This is a genomic window from Kitasatospora sp. NA04385 (assembly GCF_013364235.1).
Classification (GTDB): Bacteria; Actinomycetota; Actinomycetes; order Streptomycetales; family Streptomycetaceae; genus Kitasatospora.
Genome location: NZ_CP054919.1, coordinates 1,216,686 through 1,238,859 on the forward strand (window position 1 = coordinate 1,216,686; position 22,174 = coordinate 1,238,859).

Sequence of the window (22,174 nt, forward strand, 5' to 3'; positions counted from 1 at the left end):
CGGTCAGTCACGTTCGCCGCCCAGGGCCATCCGGACGAGGTCGTCGACGGCCATGTCGTGGATGTCGGCGGCGGGAGCCGGGGCGTCCGCGTCCGGTGCGTCCGGCCGGTCGGCGAGGGCCAGGAGCGCGTCGAGCAGGCCCGCCCGGCGGAGGGCGGCGGGCGGGATCGCGGCGAGCAGCGGGCCGATCTCGTGGTCCGCGCGGTCCGCCCGGCCCGCCCTCCCGGTGGCCGGGCCGGTGGGCCCGTCGGGGGCCAGCCGCCCGGCGAGGTGGGCGGCGACGGCGGCCGGGGTGGGGTGGTCGAAGACCAGGGTCGCGGGCAGCCGGCGGCCGGTGGCGGCGCTGAGCCGGTTGCGGAGCTCGACCGAGGTGAGCGAGTCGAAGCCCAGGTCCTTGAACGCCTGGTCCGGGTCGACGGCCCCGGCGCCGCCGTGGCCGAGGACGTCGGCGACCCGGCCGCGCACCAGGTCGAGCAGGGCGGCGAGGCGGTCCTCCGGGGTGAGGGCGGCCAGTCGGCGGCGCAGCGAGTCCGCCTCGGCGGCGTCCGCCCCGGAGGCGGGGCGGCGGGCGGCCCCGGGGACCAGCGCGGAGAGCAGGGCCGGGACGGGCCCGGTCCGGGCCGCCGTCCGGAGCCGGCCGAGGTCGATCTTGACCGGGACGAGCAGCGGCTCGTCCAGGGTGAGCGCCGCGTCGAACAGGGCCAGGCCCTCTTCGCTGTCGATCGCCGCGGTGCCGCCCCGGGACATCCGCCGCAGGTCGGTGGCGCTGAGCGTGCCGGTCATGGTGCTGCGGCGCGCCCACAGGCCCCAGGCGAGCGACTGGGCGGGCAGGCCCAGGGCGCGCCGGTGCTGGGCGAGCGCGTCGAGGAAGGCGTTGGCGGCCGCGTAGTTGCCCTGCCCGGCGTTGCCGACGGTGGCGGACGCGGAGGAGAACAGGACGAAGGCCGACAGCGGCAACTCCCGGGTGAGGTCGTGCAGGTTGAGGGCCGCGTCGACCTTGGGCCGCAGGACGCGGCGCATCCGCTCGGGGGTCAGCGACTCGACCGTCCCGTCGTCCAGGACGCCCGCCGCGTGGACGACCGCGCTCAGCGGGCGGTCGGCGGGGATGGCGGCGAGCAGGGCGGCGAGCGCGTCCCGGTCGGCGACGTCGCAGGCCGCCAGGTCCACCCGGGCGCCGTGTCCGCGCAGTTCGGCGGCGAGGTCGGCCAGGCCCGGGGCGTCCGCGCCGCGCCTGCCGACGAGCAGCAGGTCGCGCACGCCGTGCGCGGTCACCAGGTGCCGGGCCACCAGGCCGCCGAGCGCGCCGCCGGCCCCGGTGACCAGGACGGTTCCCCCGGCCGCGCCGATGCCGGACGGCGTGCCGGTGCCGGACGGCGTGTCGGCGTCGGTGGCGGTGCCGGTGTCCGGGTGCGGCTCGGTGTCGACGGCCGCCCGGGTGAGGCGGGCGGCGAGGAGCCGCCCGGCGCGGATCGCCAGTTGGGGTTCGGTTCCGGCCAGGGCCTGCGGCAGCAGCCCGGTCACGGCGGCCGGGTCGTCGGTGTCGATCAGCAGGAAGCGGTCCGGGTGCTCGGACTGGGCGGAGCGGACGAGACCGCGGACCGCCGCGCCGGTGAGGTCGGTGACCTGCTCGCCGGCCTCCGTGGCGACCGCGCCCCGGGTGACGAGCACGAGCCGGGTGCCGTCGTCCCAGCGCGGGTCGGCCAGCCAGTCCTGGACGAGCCGCAGGGCGTCGTCCAGCGCGGTGTGCACGGCGGCGGCGTCGGGCGGGGACGACGGGCGGGCCGGGGCGTGGTCGCACCAGGCCAGCACCGCGGCGGGTGCCGGTGCTCCCGCGTCCAGCGCGGCGCCGAGCGCGGCCAGGTCCGGGTGGCCGTCCGCGGCCGGGTCCGGGAAGGGCTCCCGGCCGCCGAGCACGGCGCAGGCCCCGAGCGGGGCGGCGGACGACGCGGCGGGCACCGGCGACCAGCGCAGCCGGTAGAGGGATTCCGGGCCGCCGCCGGAGCGGAGGGCGTCGAGGTCGATCGGGCGGACGGCGAGCGCCTCGACCGTCACGACCGGGAGCCCGTGCGGGTCGGCCGCGTCGATCGACACCGATCCGTCCGGCCGGAAGCCGAGCCTGACCCTGAGCGCGGTGGCTCCGGAGGCGTGCAGCCTGATCCCGCTCCAGGAGAACGGCAGTCCGGCGGACGCCCGGTCCGGGCCGGGGCCGTTCTCCGGCGGAGCGTTCAGGAACAGCCCCTGGAGGGCGGCGTCCAGGAGCGCGGGGTGCACGCCGAAGGCGGCGGCGGAGCGGTTCCGGTCCTCGGGCAGGCGCACCTCGGTGAAGATCTCCTCGCCCCGGCGCCAGGCGGTGGTGAGCCCGCGGAAGGCGGGCCCGTAGCCGTAACCGGAGGCGTCGAACCGCTCGTACAGGTCGTCGACGGGGATCGGGACGGCGCCGGGCGGGGGCCAGGAGCCGGGGTCGGACGGGGTTTCGCGGGGCGCGGGGTCGGCGCCGAGCCGACCGGTCGCGTGCGCGGTCCAGTGCGGGGTCGCCGCGTCCTCCCGGCAGGAGAACAGGTCCAGCGAGCGGCCGCCGCGCGCGTCCGCGGCACCGACCCGCAGCTGGAGGCGGACGGCGGTATCGGCGGGCACCAACAGCGGCTGCTGGAGCGTCAGTTCCTCGACCGCGTGGCATCCGGCCTCGTCGGCGGCCCGGACGGCGAGTTCCGCGAAGGCCGCACCGGGCAGCAGCACCGCACCGGCCACGGCGTGGTCGGCCAGCCAGGGGTGGGTGCGCAGCGAGATCCGGCCGCTGAGCAGCAGTTCGCCCGTGTCGGCCAGTTCGACGGCCGCGCCGAGGACGGGGTGGTCGGCCGGGTCGAGTCCGGCCGCGCCCACGTCGGCCGCCGTGGCGGGCGCCGGCTCGGGCCAGTAGCGGGTGTGCTGGAAGGCGTACGTCGGCAGTTCGACCCGCCGCGCACCGGGGAACGCCCCCGACCAGTCCACCCCCAACCCGCGCTCCCAACCACGACCCACCGCACGCAACACCTGCGCCCGGCCGCCCTCACCCCGACGTAGCGTCCCCAGCACCACGGCGTCCACCCCCGCCGCCTCCACCGACTCCCCCACCGCCACACCCAGCACCGCATGCGGACTGGACTCCACGAAGAACCGGAAACCCTCCCCCAACAGCGCCGCAGTGGCCGCCCCGAACTCCACGGTCTGCCGCAGATTCCGGTACCAGTACTCGGCGTCCAGGAACTTCGTCTCCAGCCAACTCCCCGTCACCGTCGAGAAGAACGGCACCCCACCCGGGACCGGCACGATCCCCTCCAGATCCGCAAGCAGCCGCTCCCGGACCTCCTCCACATGCGCGGAGTGCGACGCGTAATCCACCTCGATCAGGCGGGCCCGCACCCCCTCCCCCACCAACTCCGCCACCAGTGCGGCCACCGCATCCGCATCACCCGACACCACCGTCGAGGACGGACCGTTCACCGCCGCGACCGACAACCGCTCCCCGATCCGCCCCCGCACCACCTCCACCGGCAGCGGCACCGACGCCATCCCACCCCGACCCGCCAACGCCCCCACCGCACGGGAGCGCAACGCCACCACCCGCGCACCGTCCTCCAGACTCAGACCCCCCGCCACGACGGCCGCCGCGATCTCACCCTGCGAATGACCCACCACCGCATCCGGCACCACCCCGAACGAACCCCACACCTCCGCCAACGACACCATCACCGCCCACAACACCGGCTGCACCACATCCACCCGCGCCAACAACACCTCCGAACCCAACGCCTCCACCAACGACCAATCGGTGTACGGCGCCAACGCCCGCTCACACTCCGCCATCCGCCCCGCAAACACCCCCGACTCGGCCAGCAACTCCACCGCCATCCCCACCCACTGCGACCCCTGACCCGGGAACACCAGCGCCACGCGACCGGCGACCGGGCGGCCACCGGCCCACGCTCCCGCGTCGTCCTCGGCCATCCGGCCCAGCTGGGAGTGGAGTTGGTCCCGGTCGCCGACCAGGGCCTTCCGGTACTCGAAGGCGGTGCGCGCGTGCAGGGCGGAGCCGATGTCGCGCGGGTCGGCGTCGGGGGTGCCGTCGAGGTGGCGGCGCAGCCGGTCGGCCTGGGCGCGCAGGGCTCGCGGGTTCTTCGCCGACAGCAGCCAGGGCACCTCCGGCAGGGGGGTGCGCCCGGTCGACGGGCCCTCGTCCTGCTCCGGGGCGTGTTCGAGGATGGTGTGGACGTTGGTGCCGCTCAGGCCGAAGGAGGAGACGCCGGCCCGACGCGGGCGGCCGTGCGGCGGCCAGGGCTGCTGCTCGGTCGCGAGGGCCAGCGCTCCGCGCGTCCAGTCGACGTGGGCGGAGGGCGTACCGACGTGCAGGGTGCGGGGTACCTGGCCGTGCCGCATGGACAGCACCGTCTTGATGACTCCCGCGACGCCCGATGCCGCCTGGGCGTGGCCGAGGTTGGACTTCAACGAGCCCAGCCAGAGCGGCCGTTCGGCGGGCCGGTCCTGGCCGTAGGTGGCCAGCAGGGCCTGCGCCTCGATCGGGTCGCCGAGGGTGGTGCCGGTGCCGTGCGCCTCGACCACGTCCACGTCGGCGGCGGTCAGCCCGGCGTCCGCCAGCGCCGCCCGGATCACCCGCTGCTGGGACGGGCCGTTGGGGGCGGAGAGCCCGTTGCTGGCGCCGTCCTGGTTGACGGCGGAGCCGCGCACCACGGCCAGCACCGGGTGCCCGTTGCGGCGGGCGTCCGAGAGCCGCTCCAGCAGCAGGACGCCGGCGCCCTCGCCCATGCCCATGCCGTCCGCGTCGTCCGAGAAGGCCTTGCAGCGGCCGTCCTCGGCGAGTCCGCGCTGCCGGGAGAAGCTGATCAGGGCGCCGGGGGTGGCCATCACGGCGACGCCGCCGACCAGGGCGAGCGAGCAGTCGCCGCCGCGCAGCGCCCGGCCCGCGAGGTGCAGGGCGACGAGGGAGGAGGAGCAGGCGGTGTCGACGGTCACCGCGGGGCCCTCCAGGCCCAGGGTGTAGGCGACCCGGCCGGAGACCACGCTCGGGGCGCTGCCGGTGAGCAGGTGGCCCTCCCCTTCCTCGGAGCGGGCGACGACGGCCGCGTAGTCGGCGTAGTTGACGCCGGTGAACACGCCGGTGCGGCTGCCGCGCAGGGCGACCGGGTCGATGGCGGCGCGCTCGATCGCCTCCCAGCTGGTCTCCAGCAGCAGCCGCTGCTGCGGGTCCATGGCAAGCGCCTCGCGCGGCGAGATGCCGAAGAACTCGGCGTCGAACTCGGCCGCGTCGTGCAGGAAGCCGCCCCGCCGGGTGGTCGAGGTGCCGGGGCGGTCGGGGTCGGGGTCGTAGAGGGCTTCGAGGTCCCAGCCGCGGTCGGTGGGGAAGTCCGAGACGGCGTCGCCGCCGTCGGCGAGCAGGCGCCACAGCTCCTCGGGGGTGCCGATGCCGCCGGGGAAGCGGCAGGCCATGGAGACGATCGCGATCAGGTCGTCGTCCGCGTCCCGGGCGGCCGGGCGGGCGGGCGCGGTGTCGGCCGGGTGCGCGGCGGCATCCGGTCCGGCGGCGGCCGGTCGGCCGAGCAGTTCGGCGCGGATCTCCCGGGCGAGCGCGGTGGACGAGGGGTGGTCGAAGATCAGGGTGGACGGCAGCCGCAGCCCGGTGGCGGCGTTGAGCCGGTTGCGGAGTTCGACCGCGGTGAGCGAGGCGAAGCCGATCTCCTGGAAGGCCGTGCCGGGCCGGATCGCGTCCGGCCCGGCGTGGCCGAGGACGGCCGCCGCGTGGGTGCGGACCAGGTCGAGCAGCAGGCGGTGCTGTTCCGGTTCGCCGAGGGCGGCGAGCCGTTCGCGCAGCTGTGCGGCGGCGGGTGCCTCCGGTGCGCCGGTCGGGGCCTCCAGGGCGCGGCGGGCTTCGGGGACGCCGGTCAGCAGTGGGCTGGGGCGGGTGGAGGTGAAGACGGCGGCGAACCGCTCCCAGTCGACGTCGGCGACGGCCAGGACGGTCTCGTCGTCCTCGAGCGCCTGGCGCAGGGCGTGCAGCGCGAGGTCGGGGTCGATCCGGGGCAGCCCGTGCTCCTCCAGTTTGAACAGGTCGGCGTCGGCTCCGGCGACGCGGTCCCGGTGGGGGTTCTCGGCCTGCCAGATGCCCCAGTCGATGCTGGTGGCGGTGAGGCCGCGGGCCCGGCGGTGCCCGGCCAGGGCGTCGAGGTAGGCGTTGGCGGCGGCGTAGGCGCCGTGGTCGCCGCTGCCCCAGACCCCGGCGATCGAGGAGAACAGCACGAAGGCGTCGAGTTCGCGGTCGAGTAGGGCGTCGAGGTGTTCGGCCCCGGCGGCCTTCGCGGCGACGATCTGCTCGAACGCGGACATCGGCGTGCCGTCGAGCGGGGCGAGCGCGACGAAGGCGGCCGCGTGGACGACCGCGGTGACCGGGTCGCCCGCCGCCTCCAGGCCGGTGAGCAGGTCCGCGACGGCCCGGCGGTCCGCCAGGTCGCAGACCGGCAGCGTCAGCCGTGCGCCGAGGGCGGCGAGTTCCGCGGCGAGTTCGGCCGCGCCGGGCGCCTGGGGCCGCGCCGGCCGGGCAGCACGAGGTGGGTGGCGCCGCTGCGGGCCAGCCAGCGGGCGAGGTGCGGGCCGACGGCTCCGGTGCCGCCGGTCAGCAGGACGGTGCCGCGCGGCTTCCAGGGCTTCGCGCGGCCGCCGTCGCGGGGCGCGCGCCGGAGGCGGCGGGCCAGCAGGCCGGTGGGGCGCAGGGCGAGCTGGTCCTCCCGGCCCGGGCCGGGGGCGGTCAGCGCGGCGGCGAGCCGGGTCCGGGCCCGGGCGTCGAGGTCCGGCGGCAGGTCGACGAGTCCGCCCCAGCGGGCGGGGAGTTCGAGCGCGGCGACCAGCCCGGTGCCCCAGACCAGGGCCTGGCGGGGGTGGGTGACCGGGTCGTCCGGGCCGGTGGACACGGCCCCGCCGGTGGCGCACCACAGGGGTGCGGTGAGGGCGAGGTCGCCCAGGGCCTGCACCAGGGCGACGGTGAGGGCCGTCCCGGTGGGCAGGGCCGGGTGGTCGGGGTGGGGCCGGTCGGCGGCGGCCAGCAGCGACAGCACGCCCGTCGGGACGCGGTCGCCGAGGGCGGTGGCGAGCGTGTCCGCGAGGTCCGCGCGGTGGACGGCGGCGGCCGTGAGCTCGGCCGTGACGACGGTGGCGCCCGCTTCGGCGAGGGCGAGCAGCGAACCGCGCACCCGGGCGTCCTCGCCGTGTCCGGCGGGCAGCACGACCAGCCAGGTCCCGGCGGCGGTGGCGGCCGGCGGGTCGGGCAGCGGCTGCCAGCCGACGCGGTAGCGCCAGGAGTCGACGACGCCCTCGTCGCGCCGCTGCCGGTGCCAGCCGCGCAGGGCCGGCAGGACGGGGGCGAGGGCCTCCTCGTCGACGGCGAGGCGGGCGGCGATCTCGGCCGGGGCGTCGCGGTCGAGCAGCTGCCAGAAAGCGGTGTCGTGCGGGTCGGCGGCCGGGGCGGTGGCGGGCGCCGCCTCCGGCTCCAGCCAGTAGCGGCGCAGCTGGAAGGGGTACCCGGGCAGGGCGGTCGGGCGGGCGCCGGTGTCGGCGTACGCGGCGGACCAGTCGACGGCCGCGCCCGCCACCCACAGTTCGGCGGCCGAGCGCAGCGCCCGGCGCGGTCCGCCGTCGTCGCGGCGCAGGGTGCCGACGACGACCGGCGGCTCGGCGGCGCCGGTGGCCTCGACGGTGTCCTGGAGGGCCATGGTCAGCACCGGGTGCGGCGACACCTCGACGAAGACCTCGTGGCCCTGCTCGACCAGGGCCCGGACGGCCGCGTCGAAGCGGACGGTGCCGCGCAGGTTGCGGTACCAGTAGTCGGCGTCCATCACCGTGGTGTCGAGCCGGTCCCCGGTGACGGTGGAGAACAGCGGGACGCGGGCCGGGAGCGGTCGCACGTCGGCCAGCACGGCCAGCACCTCGGACCTGATCCGTTCGACCTGGGCCGAGTGCGAGGCGTAGTCCACGGGGACGGACCGGGCCCGGACGCCCCGGGCCGCGCAGTGGGCGAGCAGTTCGGCCAGGGCCCCGGTCTCCCCGGAGACCACCACGGCGGCGGGCCCGTTGACGGCGGCCACCGACAACCGCTCGGCCCAGGGGGCGAGTTCGGCGCGGACCCGGTCCTCGGGCAGGGACACCGCGACCATGCCGCCGAGTCCGGCCAGCGCCCGGATGGCCCGGCTGCGCAGCGCGACGACCTTCGCCCCGTCCTCCAGGCTCAGCGCGCCCGCCACCACGGCGGCGGCGATCTCGCCCTGGCTGTGCCCGACCACGGCGTCGGGCCGGACGCCCCAGGACTCCCAGTGCGCGGCCAGCGACACCATCACGGCCCACAGCACCGGCTGGACCACGTCCACCCGGTCCAGCGGGGGTGCGCCGGGCGCGCCCGCCAGGACCTCGGGCAGGCGCCAGTCGACGTGGGCGGAGAGCGCGGCGTCGCAGGCGGCGAGGCGTTCCCGGAAGGCGGGGGCGGCGGCGAGCAGGTCCCGGGCCATGCCGTCCCACTGGGAGCCCTGGCCGGGGAACACCAGGGCGGTCCGGCCCTCGACGACCCGGCCGGTGCCCGTGACGAGGTCGGCGGGGGGTTCCGCGCCGGGTCCGGACAGGGCGGCGAGGCCGTCCAGCAGGGCCTGCCGCCCGTCGCCGATCACCACGGCCCGGTGCTCGAAGGCGGACCGGGTGGTCGCCAGCGCGAACCCGGTGTCGACCGGCCGGGCGGCGGCGTCCGCGGCGAGCCGGGCGCGCAGCCGGGCCGCCTGGTCGCCGAGCGCGGCCGCGGTGCGGCCGGAGAGCACCCAGGGCAGCACGGGCCCGGGCGCCGCGCCCGGCGCGGCGGCCGCCGCCGGCTGCGGCTGCGGCTGCTGGTCCGGCTCCGGCTGCGGCTCCTCGGGGGCCTGTTCGAGGACGACGTGCGCGTTGGTGCCGCTCATGCCGAACGAGGACACCCCGGCCCGGCGCGGGCGGTCGACGGCGGGCCAGTCGCGGGTCTCGGTGAGGAGTTCGACGGCGCCCGAGGACCAGTCGGCGTGCGGGGTGGGCGCGTCCACGTGCAGGGTGCGCGGCAGGACGCCGTGGCGCAGCGCGAGGACCGTCTTGATCACCCCGGCGACCCCGGCGGCGGCCTGGGTGTGCCCGATGTTGGACTTCAACGAGCCCAGCCAGAGCGGCCGTTCGGCGGGCCGGTCCTGGCCGTAGGTGGCCAGCAGGGCGTCGGCCTCGATCGGGTCGCCGAGGGTGGTGCCGGTGCCGTGCGCCTCCACCGCGTCCACCTCGGCGGCGGTCAGCCCGGCGTCCGCCAGCGCCGCCCGGATCACCCGCTGCTGGGACGGGCCGTTCGGCGCGGTCAGACCGTTGCTCGCGCCGTCCTGGTTGATCGCCGAGCCGCGCAGCACGGCCAGCACCGGGTGCCCGTGGCGCCGCGCGTCCGAGAGCCGCTCCAGCAGCAGCATGCCCACGCCCTCGCCCCAGCCGGTGCCGTCGGCCGCGGCCGCGAACGGCTTGCAGCGGCCGTCGGGGGACATCGCGCCCTGGCGGCTGAACTCGACGAACACCGCGGGCAGCGCCATCACGCTGACCCCGCCGGCCAGGGCGAGCGAGCACTCGCCGGCCCGCAGCGCCCGCGCCGCGAGGTGCAGGGCCACCAGCGAGGACGAGCAGGCGGTGTCCACGGTGACGGCGGGGCCCTCCAGCCCGAGCGCGTAGGAGACCCGCCCGGACATCACGCTCATCGAGTTCCCGGTCATCAGGAACCCCTGGACGGCTTCGGCCGCGCCGGAGCCGAGCGTCGCGTACCCCTGGTCGATGGCGGCGGCGTACACCCCGGTGCGGCTGCCGCGCAGGGTGAGCGGGTCGATGCCGGCCTGCTCGATCGCCTCCCAGGACGTCATCAGCAGCATCCGCTGCTGCGGGTCCATCGCGACCGCCTCGCGCGGCGAGATGCCGAAGAACTCCGGGTCGAAGTCGGCCGCGCCGTCCAGGAACGCCCCCCGCCCGGGGACGGTGCCGCCGGACGGCCAGGCGCGCTCCCAGCCCCGGTCGCCGGGGACGGGCGCGGTGGTGTCGCGGCCCTCGACGAGCAGTTCCCACAGCTCCTCCGGGGTGCGGACCCCGCCGGGGAAGCGGCAGCTCATCGCCACGACCGCGATCGGCTCGCGGGTGCGGGCCTCGGCCTCCCGGAGCCGCTGCCGGGTGTCGCGCAGGTCGATGGTCACCCGGTTGAGGTAGTCGCGCATCCTCTGGTCGCTCACTGGACACCGCTGCTTTCGTCTCGGGCTGCTCGGGTCTCGTCCCGGAGGACACGGAGGGCGCGGAGGGCGCGGGAGGCGCGGGCCGGTGCGCCGGTCATGCGGACCCCAACTGCCGGTCGATGTACGCGAACATCTCGTCGTCGCTGGCCGCCTCGATCAGGTCGGGGGCCAGGTCGTCCGGGTCGCCCGCGGGCCGGACGGCGGCCGGTGCCCCGTCGGGCAGCGGGCGGGACAGCACGTCCCGGATCCGGGCGGCGAGCTCGTCGCTGACGCCGTCCGGCGGCAGGGCGTCGAGCAGGGCCTCCAGGGCGTCGAGCCCGGCCCGGACCGCGCTGTCGGCGCTCGGGCGGGCGGCGCCGACCCGCTCGGCGAGGTGGCGGGCCAGTGCCTCCGGGGTCGGGTGGTCGAAGACCAGCGCGGCGGGCAGCCGCAGCCCGGTCGAGGACGCCAGCCGGTTGCGCAGTTCGACACCGGTGAGGGAGTCGAAGCCGACCTCCTTGAACGGGCGGGCCGGGCGGACCAGGTGCGGCGAACTGTGCCCGAGGACCGCCGCGGCGCTGCCGCGCACCAGGTCCAGCAGGGTCCGGTGCAGCTCGGCCTCGGGCAGCTCGGCGAGCTGCCGCGCCATCGAGCGGGGCGGCGCCGCTGCCGGGGCGGCACCGGTCCGGGCGGGGCGGACCAGGCCGCGGAGCACGGCGGGCAGCCGGTCGTCCGCCCGCAGCACGGCCGGGGCGATCCGGGCCGCGAGCCGGTAGGCGTACGGGGAGTCCAGGGCCGCGTCGAACAGGGCGAGGCCCTCCGCCGAGGTCAGCGCGCCCGCCCCGGCGCCCCGGCCCGGGGCGACCGCCGCGGTCATCGCGCTGCGCTCCTCCCACAGGCCCCAGCCGATGGACAGGCCGGGCAGGCCCTCGGCCCGGCGTTCGGCGGCGAGGGCGTCCAGGACGGCGTTGGCGGCGGCGTAGTTCGCCTGCCCGGCCGCGCCGAACTGGGCGGCGCCCGAGGAGAAGAGCACGAAGTGGGTGAGGTCGAGGTCCCGGGTGAGGTCGTGCAGGGCCAGCGCCGCGTCCGCCTTGGGCCGCAGGACGCGGTCGAGCCGCTCCGGGGTCAGCCCGGCGACCGTGGCGTCGTCCAGGACGCCGGCCGCGTGCACGACCGCGGTCAGCGGGTGCCCGGCGGGCACCGACCCGAGCAGCGCGGCGAGCGCGTCCCGGTCGGCGACGTCGCAGGCCGCGACGGTCACCGAGGCGCCGAGTGCGCTCAACTCCCCCACCAGCTCCGGCATGCCGTCGGCGGCCGCGCCCCGGCGGCCCGCCAGCAGCAGGTGCCGGGTGCCGTGCGCGACGACCAGGTGCCGGGCCAGCAGCCGTCCCAGCGTGCCGGTGGCCCCGGTGACCAGGACGGTCCCCTCGGGGTCCGGCGCCGCGGGCAGCAGCAGGACGTTCTTGCCGACGCCCCGGGCCCGGCTGAGCGAGCGCAGCGCGGCCGGGGCCTGCCGGACGTCCCAGCCGGTGACGGGCAGCGGGCGCAGCACCCCGCGCGCGAACAGGTCGAGGATCTCGGCGAGCATCTCGCCGATCCGCTGCGGACCGGCCTCCATCAGGTCGAACGCCCGGTAGCGCACCCCGGGGTGCCGCCGGGCGACCTCCTCGGGGTCGCGGACGTCGGTCTTGCCCATCTCCACGAACCGGCCGCCGTTCGGCAGCAGCCGCAGACCGGCGTCGACGAACTCCCGCGCCAGGCTGTCGAGCACGACGTCGACGCCCTGCCCGCCGGTGGCCGTCAGGAACGCCTCGGCGAAGTCGGTGCTGCGGGACGAGGCGATGTGCCCGTCGTCCAGCCCGGCGGCCCGCAGGACGTCCCACTTGGCGGGGGAGGCCGTCGCGAACACCTCGGCCCCGGCGTGCCGGGCGAGCTGCACCGCCGCCGTGCCGACGCCGCCGGCCGCGGCGTGGACCAGGACCGACTCGCCGCGCCGCAGGCCGCCGAGGTCGAACAGGCCGTAGTAGGCGGTGAGGAACACCACCGGCACGGAGGCCGCGCGGGCGAAGGACCAGCCCGCCGGTATCCGGGCGACGGTGCGGCGGTCGGCGACCGCGGTCGGGCCGAACGCGCCCCCGAAGATCCCCATCACCCGGTCCCCGGGCGCCAGGTCGGCCACGTCCGGGCCCACCTCGACCACGGTTCCGGCGCCCTCGCTGCCCAGGCCCTGCTGTGCGGGGTCGGGGTCCAGGCCGAGCGCGGCGATGACGTCGTGGAAGTTCAGCCCGGCGGCGCGCACCGCGATCCGCACCTCGCCCCGGCCCAGCGGGGCGAGGGCCGCCGGAGCGGGCTCCGCCACGACGTCCTCCGGGGAGCCCCGGCCGTCACCGGCGAGCCGCCAGGCGGCGCCGTCCGGCAGGGCCAGCGTGCCGTCCGGCCGGCTGCCGCGGACCAGTCGCGGCAGCAGCGGCGGGCCGCTGCGCAGCGCCAGTTCGGGTTCCCCGGCGGCGAGCGCCCCGGGCAGGGCGTCCGCCGGTTCGCCGCCCCCGGCCGCATCGACCAGGACGAAGCGCCCGGGGTGCTCGGCCTCCGCGCTGCGCACCAGGCCCCACAGCGCGGCCTGGGCGGGATCGACGGGACGGTCGACCGGCCCGGTGCGGACCGCGTCCCTGGTGAGCAGGGCCAGCCTGGCCGCGGCGAACCGCTCGTCGGCCAGCCACCGCTGGACGAGCGCGAGGCCCCGGTGCGCGGTGGCGCGGACCCGGTCGGCGGGGTCGGGCAGGTCGGCGGTGGCGACGGCCGCCACGACCACCTCGGGGAGGGCGGCGCCCGCGTCGAGGGCCGCGCCCAGCGCGTCCAGGTCCGGCCAGGACGCCGCGCCGGGGACGGCACCGCCGAGGGCGGCCCAGGTCGGCACGGCGGCGTCGGCCGGGTCGGCGGCCGGGGTCCAGTCGAGGCGGTGCAGCAGGTCGGCGTGGGCGGCCGCGGCGAGCGGCCCGCCCGCGGCCGGCGGCCGCAGCGACAGGCCCTGCACGCCGATCACCTGCCGTCCGGACAGGTCGTGGGCGTGCAGGCTCACGGTGTCCGGCGCGTCGGCGGCGAGCCGCACCCGCAGCGTGGTGGCCCCGGTGATCCCGCCGGTCACCCCGTTCCAGCTGAACGGCAGCCGGGCCCCGCCGTCCTGCTCGGGCAGCAGCGCGGCGGTCTGCAGGGCCGCGTCCAGCAGCGCGGGGTGCAGCACGCATCCGGCGGCGTCGGCGTGCTGCCGCTCGGGCAGCACGACCTCGGCGAACACCTCGCCGCCGCGGAGCCACGCGGCCCGGATGCCGCGGAAGGCTGGGCCGTAGTGGTAGCCGGCCGCGGCGAACCGCTCGTAGAGGTCACCGGTGTCCACCGGTTCGGCGCCGGAGGGCGGCCAGCTCAGCAGGGCGGCCCCGGTTCCGGCCGGGTCCCCGGCGGGCCGGGGTGCCAGGGTGCCGGTGGCGTGCTCGGTCCAGGGCGCGTCGGCGTCCCCCGTCGTCCGGGCGAACACGCTGAGCCGCCGCCGTCCGTCACCGTCCGGCCCGGCGACCCGGAGTTGCAGGTGGGCGGCGTCCTCGGCCGGGAGCACGAGCGCCGATCCGAGGGTCAGTTCCTCGACCACCGGGCAGTCGGCCTCGGCCCCGGCGCGCAGCGCGAGTTCGAGGAAGGCCGTGCCCGGGAGGAGCACGACGCCCGACACGGCGTGGTCGGCGAGCCAGGGGTGGGTGCGCAGCGAGATCCGGCCGCTGAGCAGCAGCTCACCGGAGTCCGCAACCTGCATCGCCGCACCGAGCAACGGGTGCCCGGTGGTGGCGAGACCCGCCGAGGCGACGTCCTGGCTGGTGGTCGGCACGTCGAGCCAGTAGCGGGTGCGCTGGAAGGCGTACGTCGGCAGCTCGACCCGCCGCGCACCGGGGAACGCCCCCGACCAATCCACCCCCAACCCGCGCTCCCAACCCCGGCCCACCGCACGCAACACCTGCACCCGGCCGCCCTCACCCCGGCGTAGCGTCCCCAGCACCACGGCGTCCACCCCCGCCGCCTCCACCGACTCCCCCACCGCCACACCCAGCACCGCATGCGGACTGGACTCCACAAAGAACCGGAACCCCTCCCCCAGCAGCGCCGCCGTGGCCGCCCCGAACTCCACCGTCTGCCGCAGATTCCGGTACCAGTACTCGGCGTCCAGGAACTTCGTGTCCAGCCAACCGCCCGTCACCGTCGAGAAGAACGGCACCCCACCCGAGACCGGCACGATCCCCTCCAGATCCGCAAGCAGCCGCTCACGCACCTCCTCCACATGCGCGGAGTGCGACGCGTAGTCCACCTCGATCAGACGCGCCCGCACCCCCTCCCCCACCAACTCCGCCACCAGTGCGGCCACCGCATCCGCATCACCCGACACCACCGTCGAGGACGGACCGTTCACCGCAGCGACGGACAGCCGCTGTTTGATCCGCTCCCGCACCACCTCCACCGGCAGCGGCACCGACGCCATCCCCCCGCGCCCCGCCAACGCCCCCACCGCACGGGAGCGCAACGCCACCACCCGCGCGCCGTCGTCCAGACTCAAACCCCCCGCCACGACGGCCGCCGCGATCTCCCCCTGCGAATGACCCACCACCGCATCCGGCACCACCCCGAACGAGCGCCACACCTCCGCGAGCGACACCATCACCGCCCACAGCACCGGCTGCACCACATCCACCCGCGCCAGCAGCGCCTCCGAACCCAACGCCTCCGCCAACGACCACTCCACATAAGGCGCCAACGCCCGCTCACACTCCGCCATCCGCCCCGCAAAGACCTCCGACTCGGCCAGCAACTCCGCCGCCATCCCCACCCACTGCGACCCCTGACCCGGGAACACCAGCACCGAACGGCCGGACACCAGCCCGCCCCCGGACACCGTGGCGCCCCGCGCCAGCGCGGTCAGGTGCTCGGCGAGGTCGTCCTCCGTGCCCACCAGCACCGCACGGTGGGCCAGCGCGCTGCGGCCGGTGGCCAGGGAGTAGGCCACGTCCGCGGCGCGGACGCCCGTACCGTCCCCGAGCCGGGCCGCCAGCGCGGCGGCCTGGGCGTGCAACGCCTCGGGGGTGCGCGCCGACAGGAGCAGGGGGACGGCGGCGGGCACCGGCGCGTCGATGGCGTCCGGCACCGCCTCGGCGGGGGCCTGTTCGAGGATCACGTGGGCGTTGGTGCCGCTGACGCCGAAGGAGGACACCCCGGCCCGGCGCGGACGGCCCGTGTCGTCCCACTGCCGGGCCTCCGTCAGCAGGCGTCCGGCGCCCGCCGACCAGTCCACCTCCGGCGTCGGACCGTCCACGTGCAGGGTCCTGGGCATCACGCCGTGCCGCAGGGCGAGCACCGACTTGATGACGGCCGCCACCCCGGCGGCGGCGGAGGTGTGGCCGATGTTGGACTTCAACGAGCCGATCCACACCGGCCGTTCGGCAGGCCGGTCCTGCCCGTAGGTGGCCAGCAGCGCCTGCGCCTCGATCGGGTCCCCCAGACGCGTCCCCGTACCGTGCGCCTCCACCACGTCCACATCGGCGGCCGTCAGCCCCGCGTCCGCCAGCGCCGCCCGGATCACCCGCTGCTGCGACGGACCGTTCGGCGCCGTCAGACCGTTCGAGGCGCCGTCCTGGTTGACCGCCGAACCGCGCACCACCGCCAGCACCGGGTGCCCGTGGCGCCGGGCGTCCGACAGCCGTTCCAGCAGCAGCATGCCGGTGCCCTCGCCGAAGGCGGTGCCGTCGGCGGCGGCGGCGAAGGACTTGCAGCGGCCGTCGGGGGCGAGTCCGCCCTGCCGGCTGAACTCGACGAACAGTTCGGGGCTGCACATCACGTTGACGCCGCCGGCCAGCGCGAGCGAGCACTCGCCGGAGCGCAGCGCCCGGACCGCGAGGTGCAGGGCCACCAGCGAGGACGAGCAGGCCGTGTCCACGGTGACGGCGGGGCCTTCCAGCCCGAAGAAGTAGGCCAGGCGTCCGGAGACGATGCTTCCCGAGTTGCCGGTGCCGAGGAACCCCTCGACGTCCTCGGGGATGTAGGGCAGCAGCCGGGCCGCGTAGTCCTGCTGCATCAGGCCGACGTACGTGCCGACCGGGGCGCCGCGCAGGGCGGCCGGGTCGATGGCGGCGCGCTCGAAGAGCTCCCAGGTGGTCTCCAGCAGCAGCCGCTGCTGCGGGTCCATGGCGAGCGCCTCGCGCGGCGAGATGCCGAAGAACTCGGCGTCGAAGTCGGCCGCGTCGTGCAGGAAGCCGCCGTGCCGGGTGACGGAGGTGCCGACCCGGTCGGGGTCGGGGTCGTAGAGCGCGTCCGGGTTCCAGCCCCGGTCGTCGGGGAACTCGGAGATGCCGTCGCGGCCCTCGTCCAGCATCCGCCACAGCTCCTCGGGGGAGCGCACGCCGCCGGGGAGGCGGCAGGCCGCGGAGACGATCGCGATCAGGTCGTCGTCGGCGTCCCGGGCGGCCGGGCGGGCGGGGGCGGCGGGGGTGGCGGCGGCGGCCCGGTCCGTGAGTCCGGCGCCCAGGAAGGCGGCGAGCGCCGCCGGGGTCGGGTGGTCGAACACCAGGCTGGCGGGGAGCCGCAGGCCGGTGGCGGCGTTCAGCCGGTTGCGCAGTTGCACCGAGGCCAGCGAGTCGAAGCCGAGTTCGCGGAAGGCCCGTCCGGGGTCGAGGGTGTCCGGGGAGGCGTGGCCGAGGACGGCCGCCGCGTGGGTGCGGACGAGTTCGACGAGCAGCCGGGTCCGCCCGGGGCCGTCGAGGGCCGCGAGGCGCAGGCGCAGGGCGTTGTCGTCGCTCTCCGCCGCTGCCGCGGCGGCCTTGCGCGGCGGTGTGCGGACCAGGCCGCGCAGCAGCGGCGGCAGGGTGCCGTCCGCCGCCGCCGCGCGCAGGGCCGGGAGGTCGAGGCGGATCGGGAGCAGGGCGGCCCGGTCCACGGTGAGGGCGGCGTCGAAGAGTTCGAGTCCCCGTTCGGTGGGGAGCGGCGGCATCCCGGACCGGGCGAGGCGCCGTACGTCGTCCGCGCCCAGGTGTCCGGTGAGGGCGCTGGGCTGCTCCCACAGGGTCCAGGCCAGGGACTGGCCGGCCAGCCCGGCCGCCCGGCGCCGGACGGCCAGGGCGTCGAGGAAGGCGTTGGCGGCGGCGTAGTTGGCCTGTCCGGGGCCGCCGAAGGTGCCCGCGGCCGAGGAGAAGAGCACGAAGTGCGTGAGGTCGAGGCCCCGGGTGAGTTCGTGCAGGTGGAGGGCGGCGTCGACCTTGGGGCGCAGCACGGCGTCCACCCGCTCGGGGGTGAGCGCGGTGACCACGCCGTCGTCGAGGGCGCCGGCGGTGTGGACCACGGCGGTCAGCGGGTGCGCGGGCGGCAGGTCCGCGAGGACGGCGGCCAGGGCGTCCCGGTCGGCGGCGTCGCAGGCGACGACGGTGGTCTCGGCGCCCAGCGCGGCGAGTTCGGCCCGCAGCTCCCCGGCCCCGGCGGCGGCCGGGCCGCTGCGGGAGAGCAGCAGCAGGTGCCGGACGCCGTGCCCGGTGACCAGGCGGCGGGCGACGTGCGAGCCGAGCAGGCCGGTGCCGCCGGTGACGAGGACGGTGCCGTCCGGGTCGAAGGCCGCGCCGTCCGGCCGGTCCCCGTCCGGCCCGGGGGCCCGGACCAGCCGGGGGACGCGGACCTCGCCGGCCCGGACCGCGCACTGCGGTTCGCCCGAGGCGAGGGCCGCGCCGACGGCCGCGTCGACGGCCGGGGAGGTGCCGTGCTCGTCGGCGGCGTCGAGGTCGAGCAGGGCGAAGCGCCCGGGGTGTTCGGAGCCGGCCGAGCGGATCAGGCCCCAGAGCGCGCTGTGCGCGGGGTCGCGGACGTCCTCGCCGTCCCGAGCGGCGACCGCGCCCCGGGTGGCGAACACCAGGCGCGAGTCGGCGAAACGGTCGTCGGCGAGCCAGGTCCGGACGTCGGCGAGGGCCCGGTGGACGGCCGTGCGGACGGCGGCGGCCGCGGGCTCGGGCCCGGACGCGGCGCAGCTCAGCAGGACCGTTCCGGGCACCGGCGCTCCGGCGTCGACGGCGGCCAGCAGCGCGGCCAGGTCCGCGGTGCGGTGGACGGGCGGGGCGCTGCCGCGCGGGGGTGCGACGACCCACTCCGTCGCGTAGAGGTCCCGGTGGTGGCGGCCGCGGGGGGCGGGGTCGGCGCCGAGGACGGCGGGGCCCGCGGGCCGCAGGACCAGCGCGTCCACGGTCGCCACGGGGGCGCCGGTCGGGTCGGCGACGGCGAGCGCCAGCGCGTCGGGTCCGGCCGGGGTGAGCCGGACCCGGATCGTCCCGGCGCCGGTGGCGTGCAGGGTCACGCCGTTCCAGGCGAACGGCAGCCGTCCCTCGGGGTGGGCGTCCGCGCCGGGGGCGCCGGGCACGCCGGTGGCGTGCAGGGCGGCGTCCAGCAGGGCCGGGTGCAGGCCGAAGCGGGCCGCCTCGGGTGCGGGCCCGGCGGGCACGACGGCCTCCGCGAACAGTTCGTCGCCGCGCCGCCAGGCCGCGCGCAGGCCCTGGAAGGCGGGGCCGTAGCCGAACCCGCCCGCCGCGAAGCGGTCGTACAGCCCGTCGAGGGCGAGGGGTTCGGCGCCGGGCGGCGGCCAGGGCACCGACTCGGCGGCCCCGGCACCGTCCGCGCCGTCCGCACCGCCCGCACCGTCCGCGCCGTCCGCGCCGTGCTCGGCCAGGACGCCTTCGGCGTGCCGGGTCCACTCCTCGTCGAGGTCGCCGTCGGCGGGGGCGTCCGGCCGGGAGTGCAGGCTGAACGGGCGGTGGCCCCGGGCGTCGGGGGCGCCCACGGTGAGGCGCAGCACGGTGCCGCCGTGCTCGAGCAGCACCAGGGGGGCCTGCAGGGTGAGTTCCTCGACCCGGGGGCAGCCGGTCCGGGCCCCGGCCTGGAGCGCGAGTTCCAGGAAGGCGGTGCCGGGGAGCAGGGCCCGGCCGCCGACGGCGTGGTCGGCGAGCCAGGGGTGGGTGCGGGCCGACAGGCGGCCGGTGAGGATCAGGCCGTCGCTGTCGGCGAGGACCACGACGGCGCCCAGCAGCGGGTGGTCCGCGGGGGTCAGCCCGGCGGCGCCGACGTCGGCGGCGGGCGCGGCGCCGTCCTCCAGCCAGTACGGGTCGCGCTGGAAGGCGTAGGTGGGCAGGTCCACCCGGCCGGGGCGGCGGCCGGCGAAGACGGCGTTCCAGTCCGGGGAGACGCCGCGCAGGTGGAGTTCGGCCAGCGCCTCGGTGAACCGGCGCGGGCCGCCGTCGTCGCGGCGCAGGGTGCCCAGGGCGGTGGCGTCGGCGCCCGCGTCCTCGGCGGTCTCCAGGACGCCGACGGTGAGGACGGGGTGCGGGCTGCTCTCCAGGAGGACCTGGTAGCCGTCGGCGAGCAGGGCGCGGGTCGCCTCCTCGAACCGGACGGTCCCGCGGAGGTTGCGGTACCAGTAGTCGGCGTCCAGGACGGTGGTGTCCGCCAGCGGGCCGCCGGTGAGGGTGGAGTAGAAGGGGACGGCGCAGGGGCGGGGGGCCAGTCCGTCGAGCCGGGCGAGCAGGTCGGCCCGGATGTCCTCGACGTGGGCGCTGTGCGAGGCGTAGTCGACGGGGACGCGCCGGGTGCGCACGCCCAGGGCCGCCGCCCGGTCGAGGAACGCGTCGAGCGCGTCGGTGTCGCCGGAGACCACGGTGGACCGGGGCCCGTTGACGGCGGCGACGGAGAGCCGGCCGTCCCAGGGGGCGAGGTGTTCGGCGAGGTGTTCGGCGACCTGCGCGGCGGGCAGGGCCACCGAGGCCATGCCGCCGCGGCCGGACAGCGCGCGGATCGCCCGGCTGCGCAGGGCGACCACCCGGGCGGCGTCGTCCAGGGAGAGCGCGCCCGCCACGCAGGCGGCGGCGATCTCGCCCTGGGAGTGGCCGACCACGGCGCCGGGGGTGATGCCGTGGGAGCGCCACAGTTCGGCCAGCGAGACCATGACGGCCCACAGTGCGGGCTGCACCACGTCGACCCGGTCGGCCGGCGGGGTGCCGGGGGCGCCGCGCAGGACGGCCTCCAGCGACCAGTCGACGAAGGGGGCCAGGGCGCGTTCGCAGTCCGCGATCCGGGCGGCGAACGCGGGGGCGGAGTCGAGGAGTTCGACGGCCATGCCGGCCCACTGCGAGCCCTGCCCGGGGAACACCAGGGCGACTTCGCCGCCGGTTCCGGCGGTGCCGAGGACCAGGCCGGGGGCGTCGAGGCCGGCCGCCAGGGCGTCGAGCCCGGCCCGGAACTCCTCGGGGCGGCTGCCGATCAGGACGGCCCGGTGCTCGTGCGCGGCGCGGGTGGTGGCGAGGGCGTGGCCGACCTCGGCCGGGCCGGGCCCGGGGTGGGCGTCGAGGTGGTCGCGGAGCCGGGCGGCCTGGGCGCGCAGCGCCGGGGCGGTGCGGCCGGAGAGCACCCAGGGCAGGACGGCGGGCGCGGCGGGTTCCGGGACGGGCTCCGGGGCGGGCTCGTCGGCCTGTTCCAGGACGACGTGCCCGTTGGTGCCGCTGACGCCGAAGGAGGAGACCGCGGCCCGGCGCGGCCGTCCGGTCTCGGGCCAGGGGGTGTTCGCGGTGACCAGGCGCACCGCGCCCGCGGTCCAGTCGATCTGCGGGGACGGGTCCTGCGCGTGCAGGGTGGGCGGGACGGTGCCGTGCCGCAGGGCGAGGACGGTCTTGATGACGCCGCCGACGCCGGCCGCCGCCTGGGTGTGCCCGATGTTCGACTTCAGCGAGCCGAGCAGCAGCGGCTGCCCGTCCGGGCGGCCCTGGCCGTAGGTGGCCAGCAGGGCCTGGGCCTCGATCGGGTCGCCCAGCGGGGTGCCGGTGCCGTGCGCCTCGACCACGTCCACGTCGGCGGGGGTGAGCCCGGCGTTGGCCAGGGCGTGCCGGATGACGCGCTGCTGGGCGGGGCCGTTGGGGGCGGTGAGCCTGCTGCTGGCGCCGTCCTGGTTGACGGCGGTGCCGCGGATCAGGGCGAGCACCGGGTGCCCGTTGCGGCGGGCGTCCGAGAGGCGCTCCAGCAGCAGCATGCCGACGCCCTCGCCCCAGCCGGTGCCGTCGGCGGCGGCGGAGAAGGACTTGCAGCGGCCGTCCCGGGCCAGGCCGCCCTGGCGGCTCATCTCGACGAACGGGACGGGTGTCGACATGACCATCGCGCCCCCGGCCAGGGCCAGGGTGCAGTCGCCGCCCCGCAGGGCCTGGGCGGCGAGGTGGACGGCGACCAGCGAGGAGGAGCAGGCGGTGTCGACGCTGACCGCCGGGCCCTCCAGGCCGAAGGTGTAGGCGACCCGGCCGGAGGCGACGCTGTCGGAGCTGCCGCTGCCGACGTAGCCGGCCACGTCGTCGGGGACCCGGCGCAGCCGTACCGCGTAGTCCTGGTACATGACGCCGGCGAAGACGCCGGTCGGGGTGCCGCGCAGGGTCGCGGGGTCGATGCCGGCCCGTTCGAACGCCTCCCAGGTGGTCTCCAGCAGCAGCCGCTGCTGCGGGTCCATGGCGAGCGCCTCGCGCGGGGAGATCCCGAAGAACCCGGGGTCGAAGTGCCCGACGTCGTCGAGGAAGCCGCCCAGGGCGGTGTGGCTGGTGCCCTCGCGCAGCCGTTCCGGGTCGTCCAGGTGGTCCAGGTCCCAGCCCCGGTCGGCGGGGAAGCCGGTGATGGCGTCGGTGCCGTCGGTGACCAGGCGCCACAGGTCCTCGGGGGTGCGCACGCCGCCGGGGTAGCGGCAGCTCATCGCGACGACCGCGATCGGTTCGCGGGCCGCCTCCTCGGCCTCGGTCAGGCGTCGGCGGGTGTGGTGCAGGTCCGCCGTCACGCGCTTGAGGTAGTCCCTGAGCCTGTCGTCGTTCACCATC

1 protein-coding gene and 1 pseudogene are annotated in these 22,174 nt (G+C 77.5%); both read right to left on the bottom strand.

The genetic code is table 11. The features are described 5' to 3' along the window. Positions 1–3: 3 nt before the first annotated feature. Positions 4–10,280 (bottom strand): annotated as a pseudogene (locus HUT16_RS39665) (type I polyketide synthase). 109 nt (positions 10,281–10,389) lie between these two features. After that, positions 10,390–22,173 carry a type I polyketide synthase gene (locus HUT16_RS05355; RefSeq protein ID WP_176185946.1) on the bottom strand — a complete coding sequence of 3,928 codons (11,784 nt, stop codon included), beginning with the start codon at positions 22,171–22,173 and terminating at the stop codon, positions 10,390–10,392. Position 22,174 lies beyond the last annotated feature (1 nt).

Bases quoted from the DNA above. Each gene is read 5' to 3' on its own strand.
- HUT16_RS05355 (WP_176185946.1), bottom strand. From the start codon at position 22,173: ATGGTGAACGACGACAGGCTCAGGGACTACCTCAAGCGCGTGACGGCG.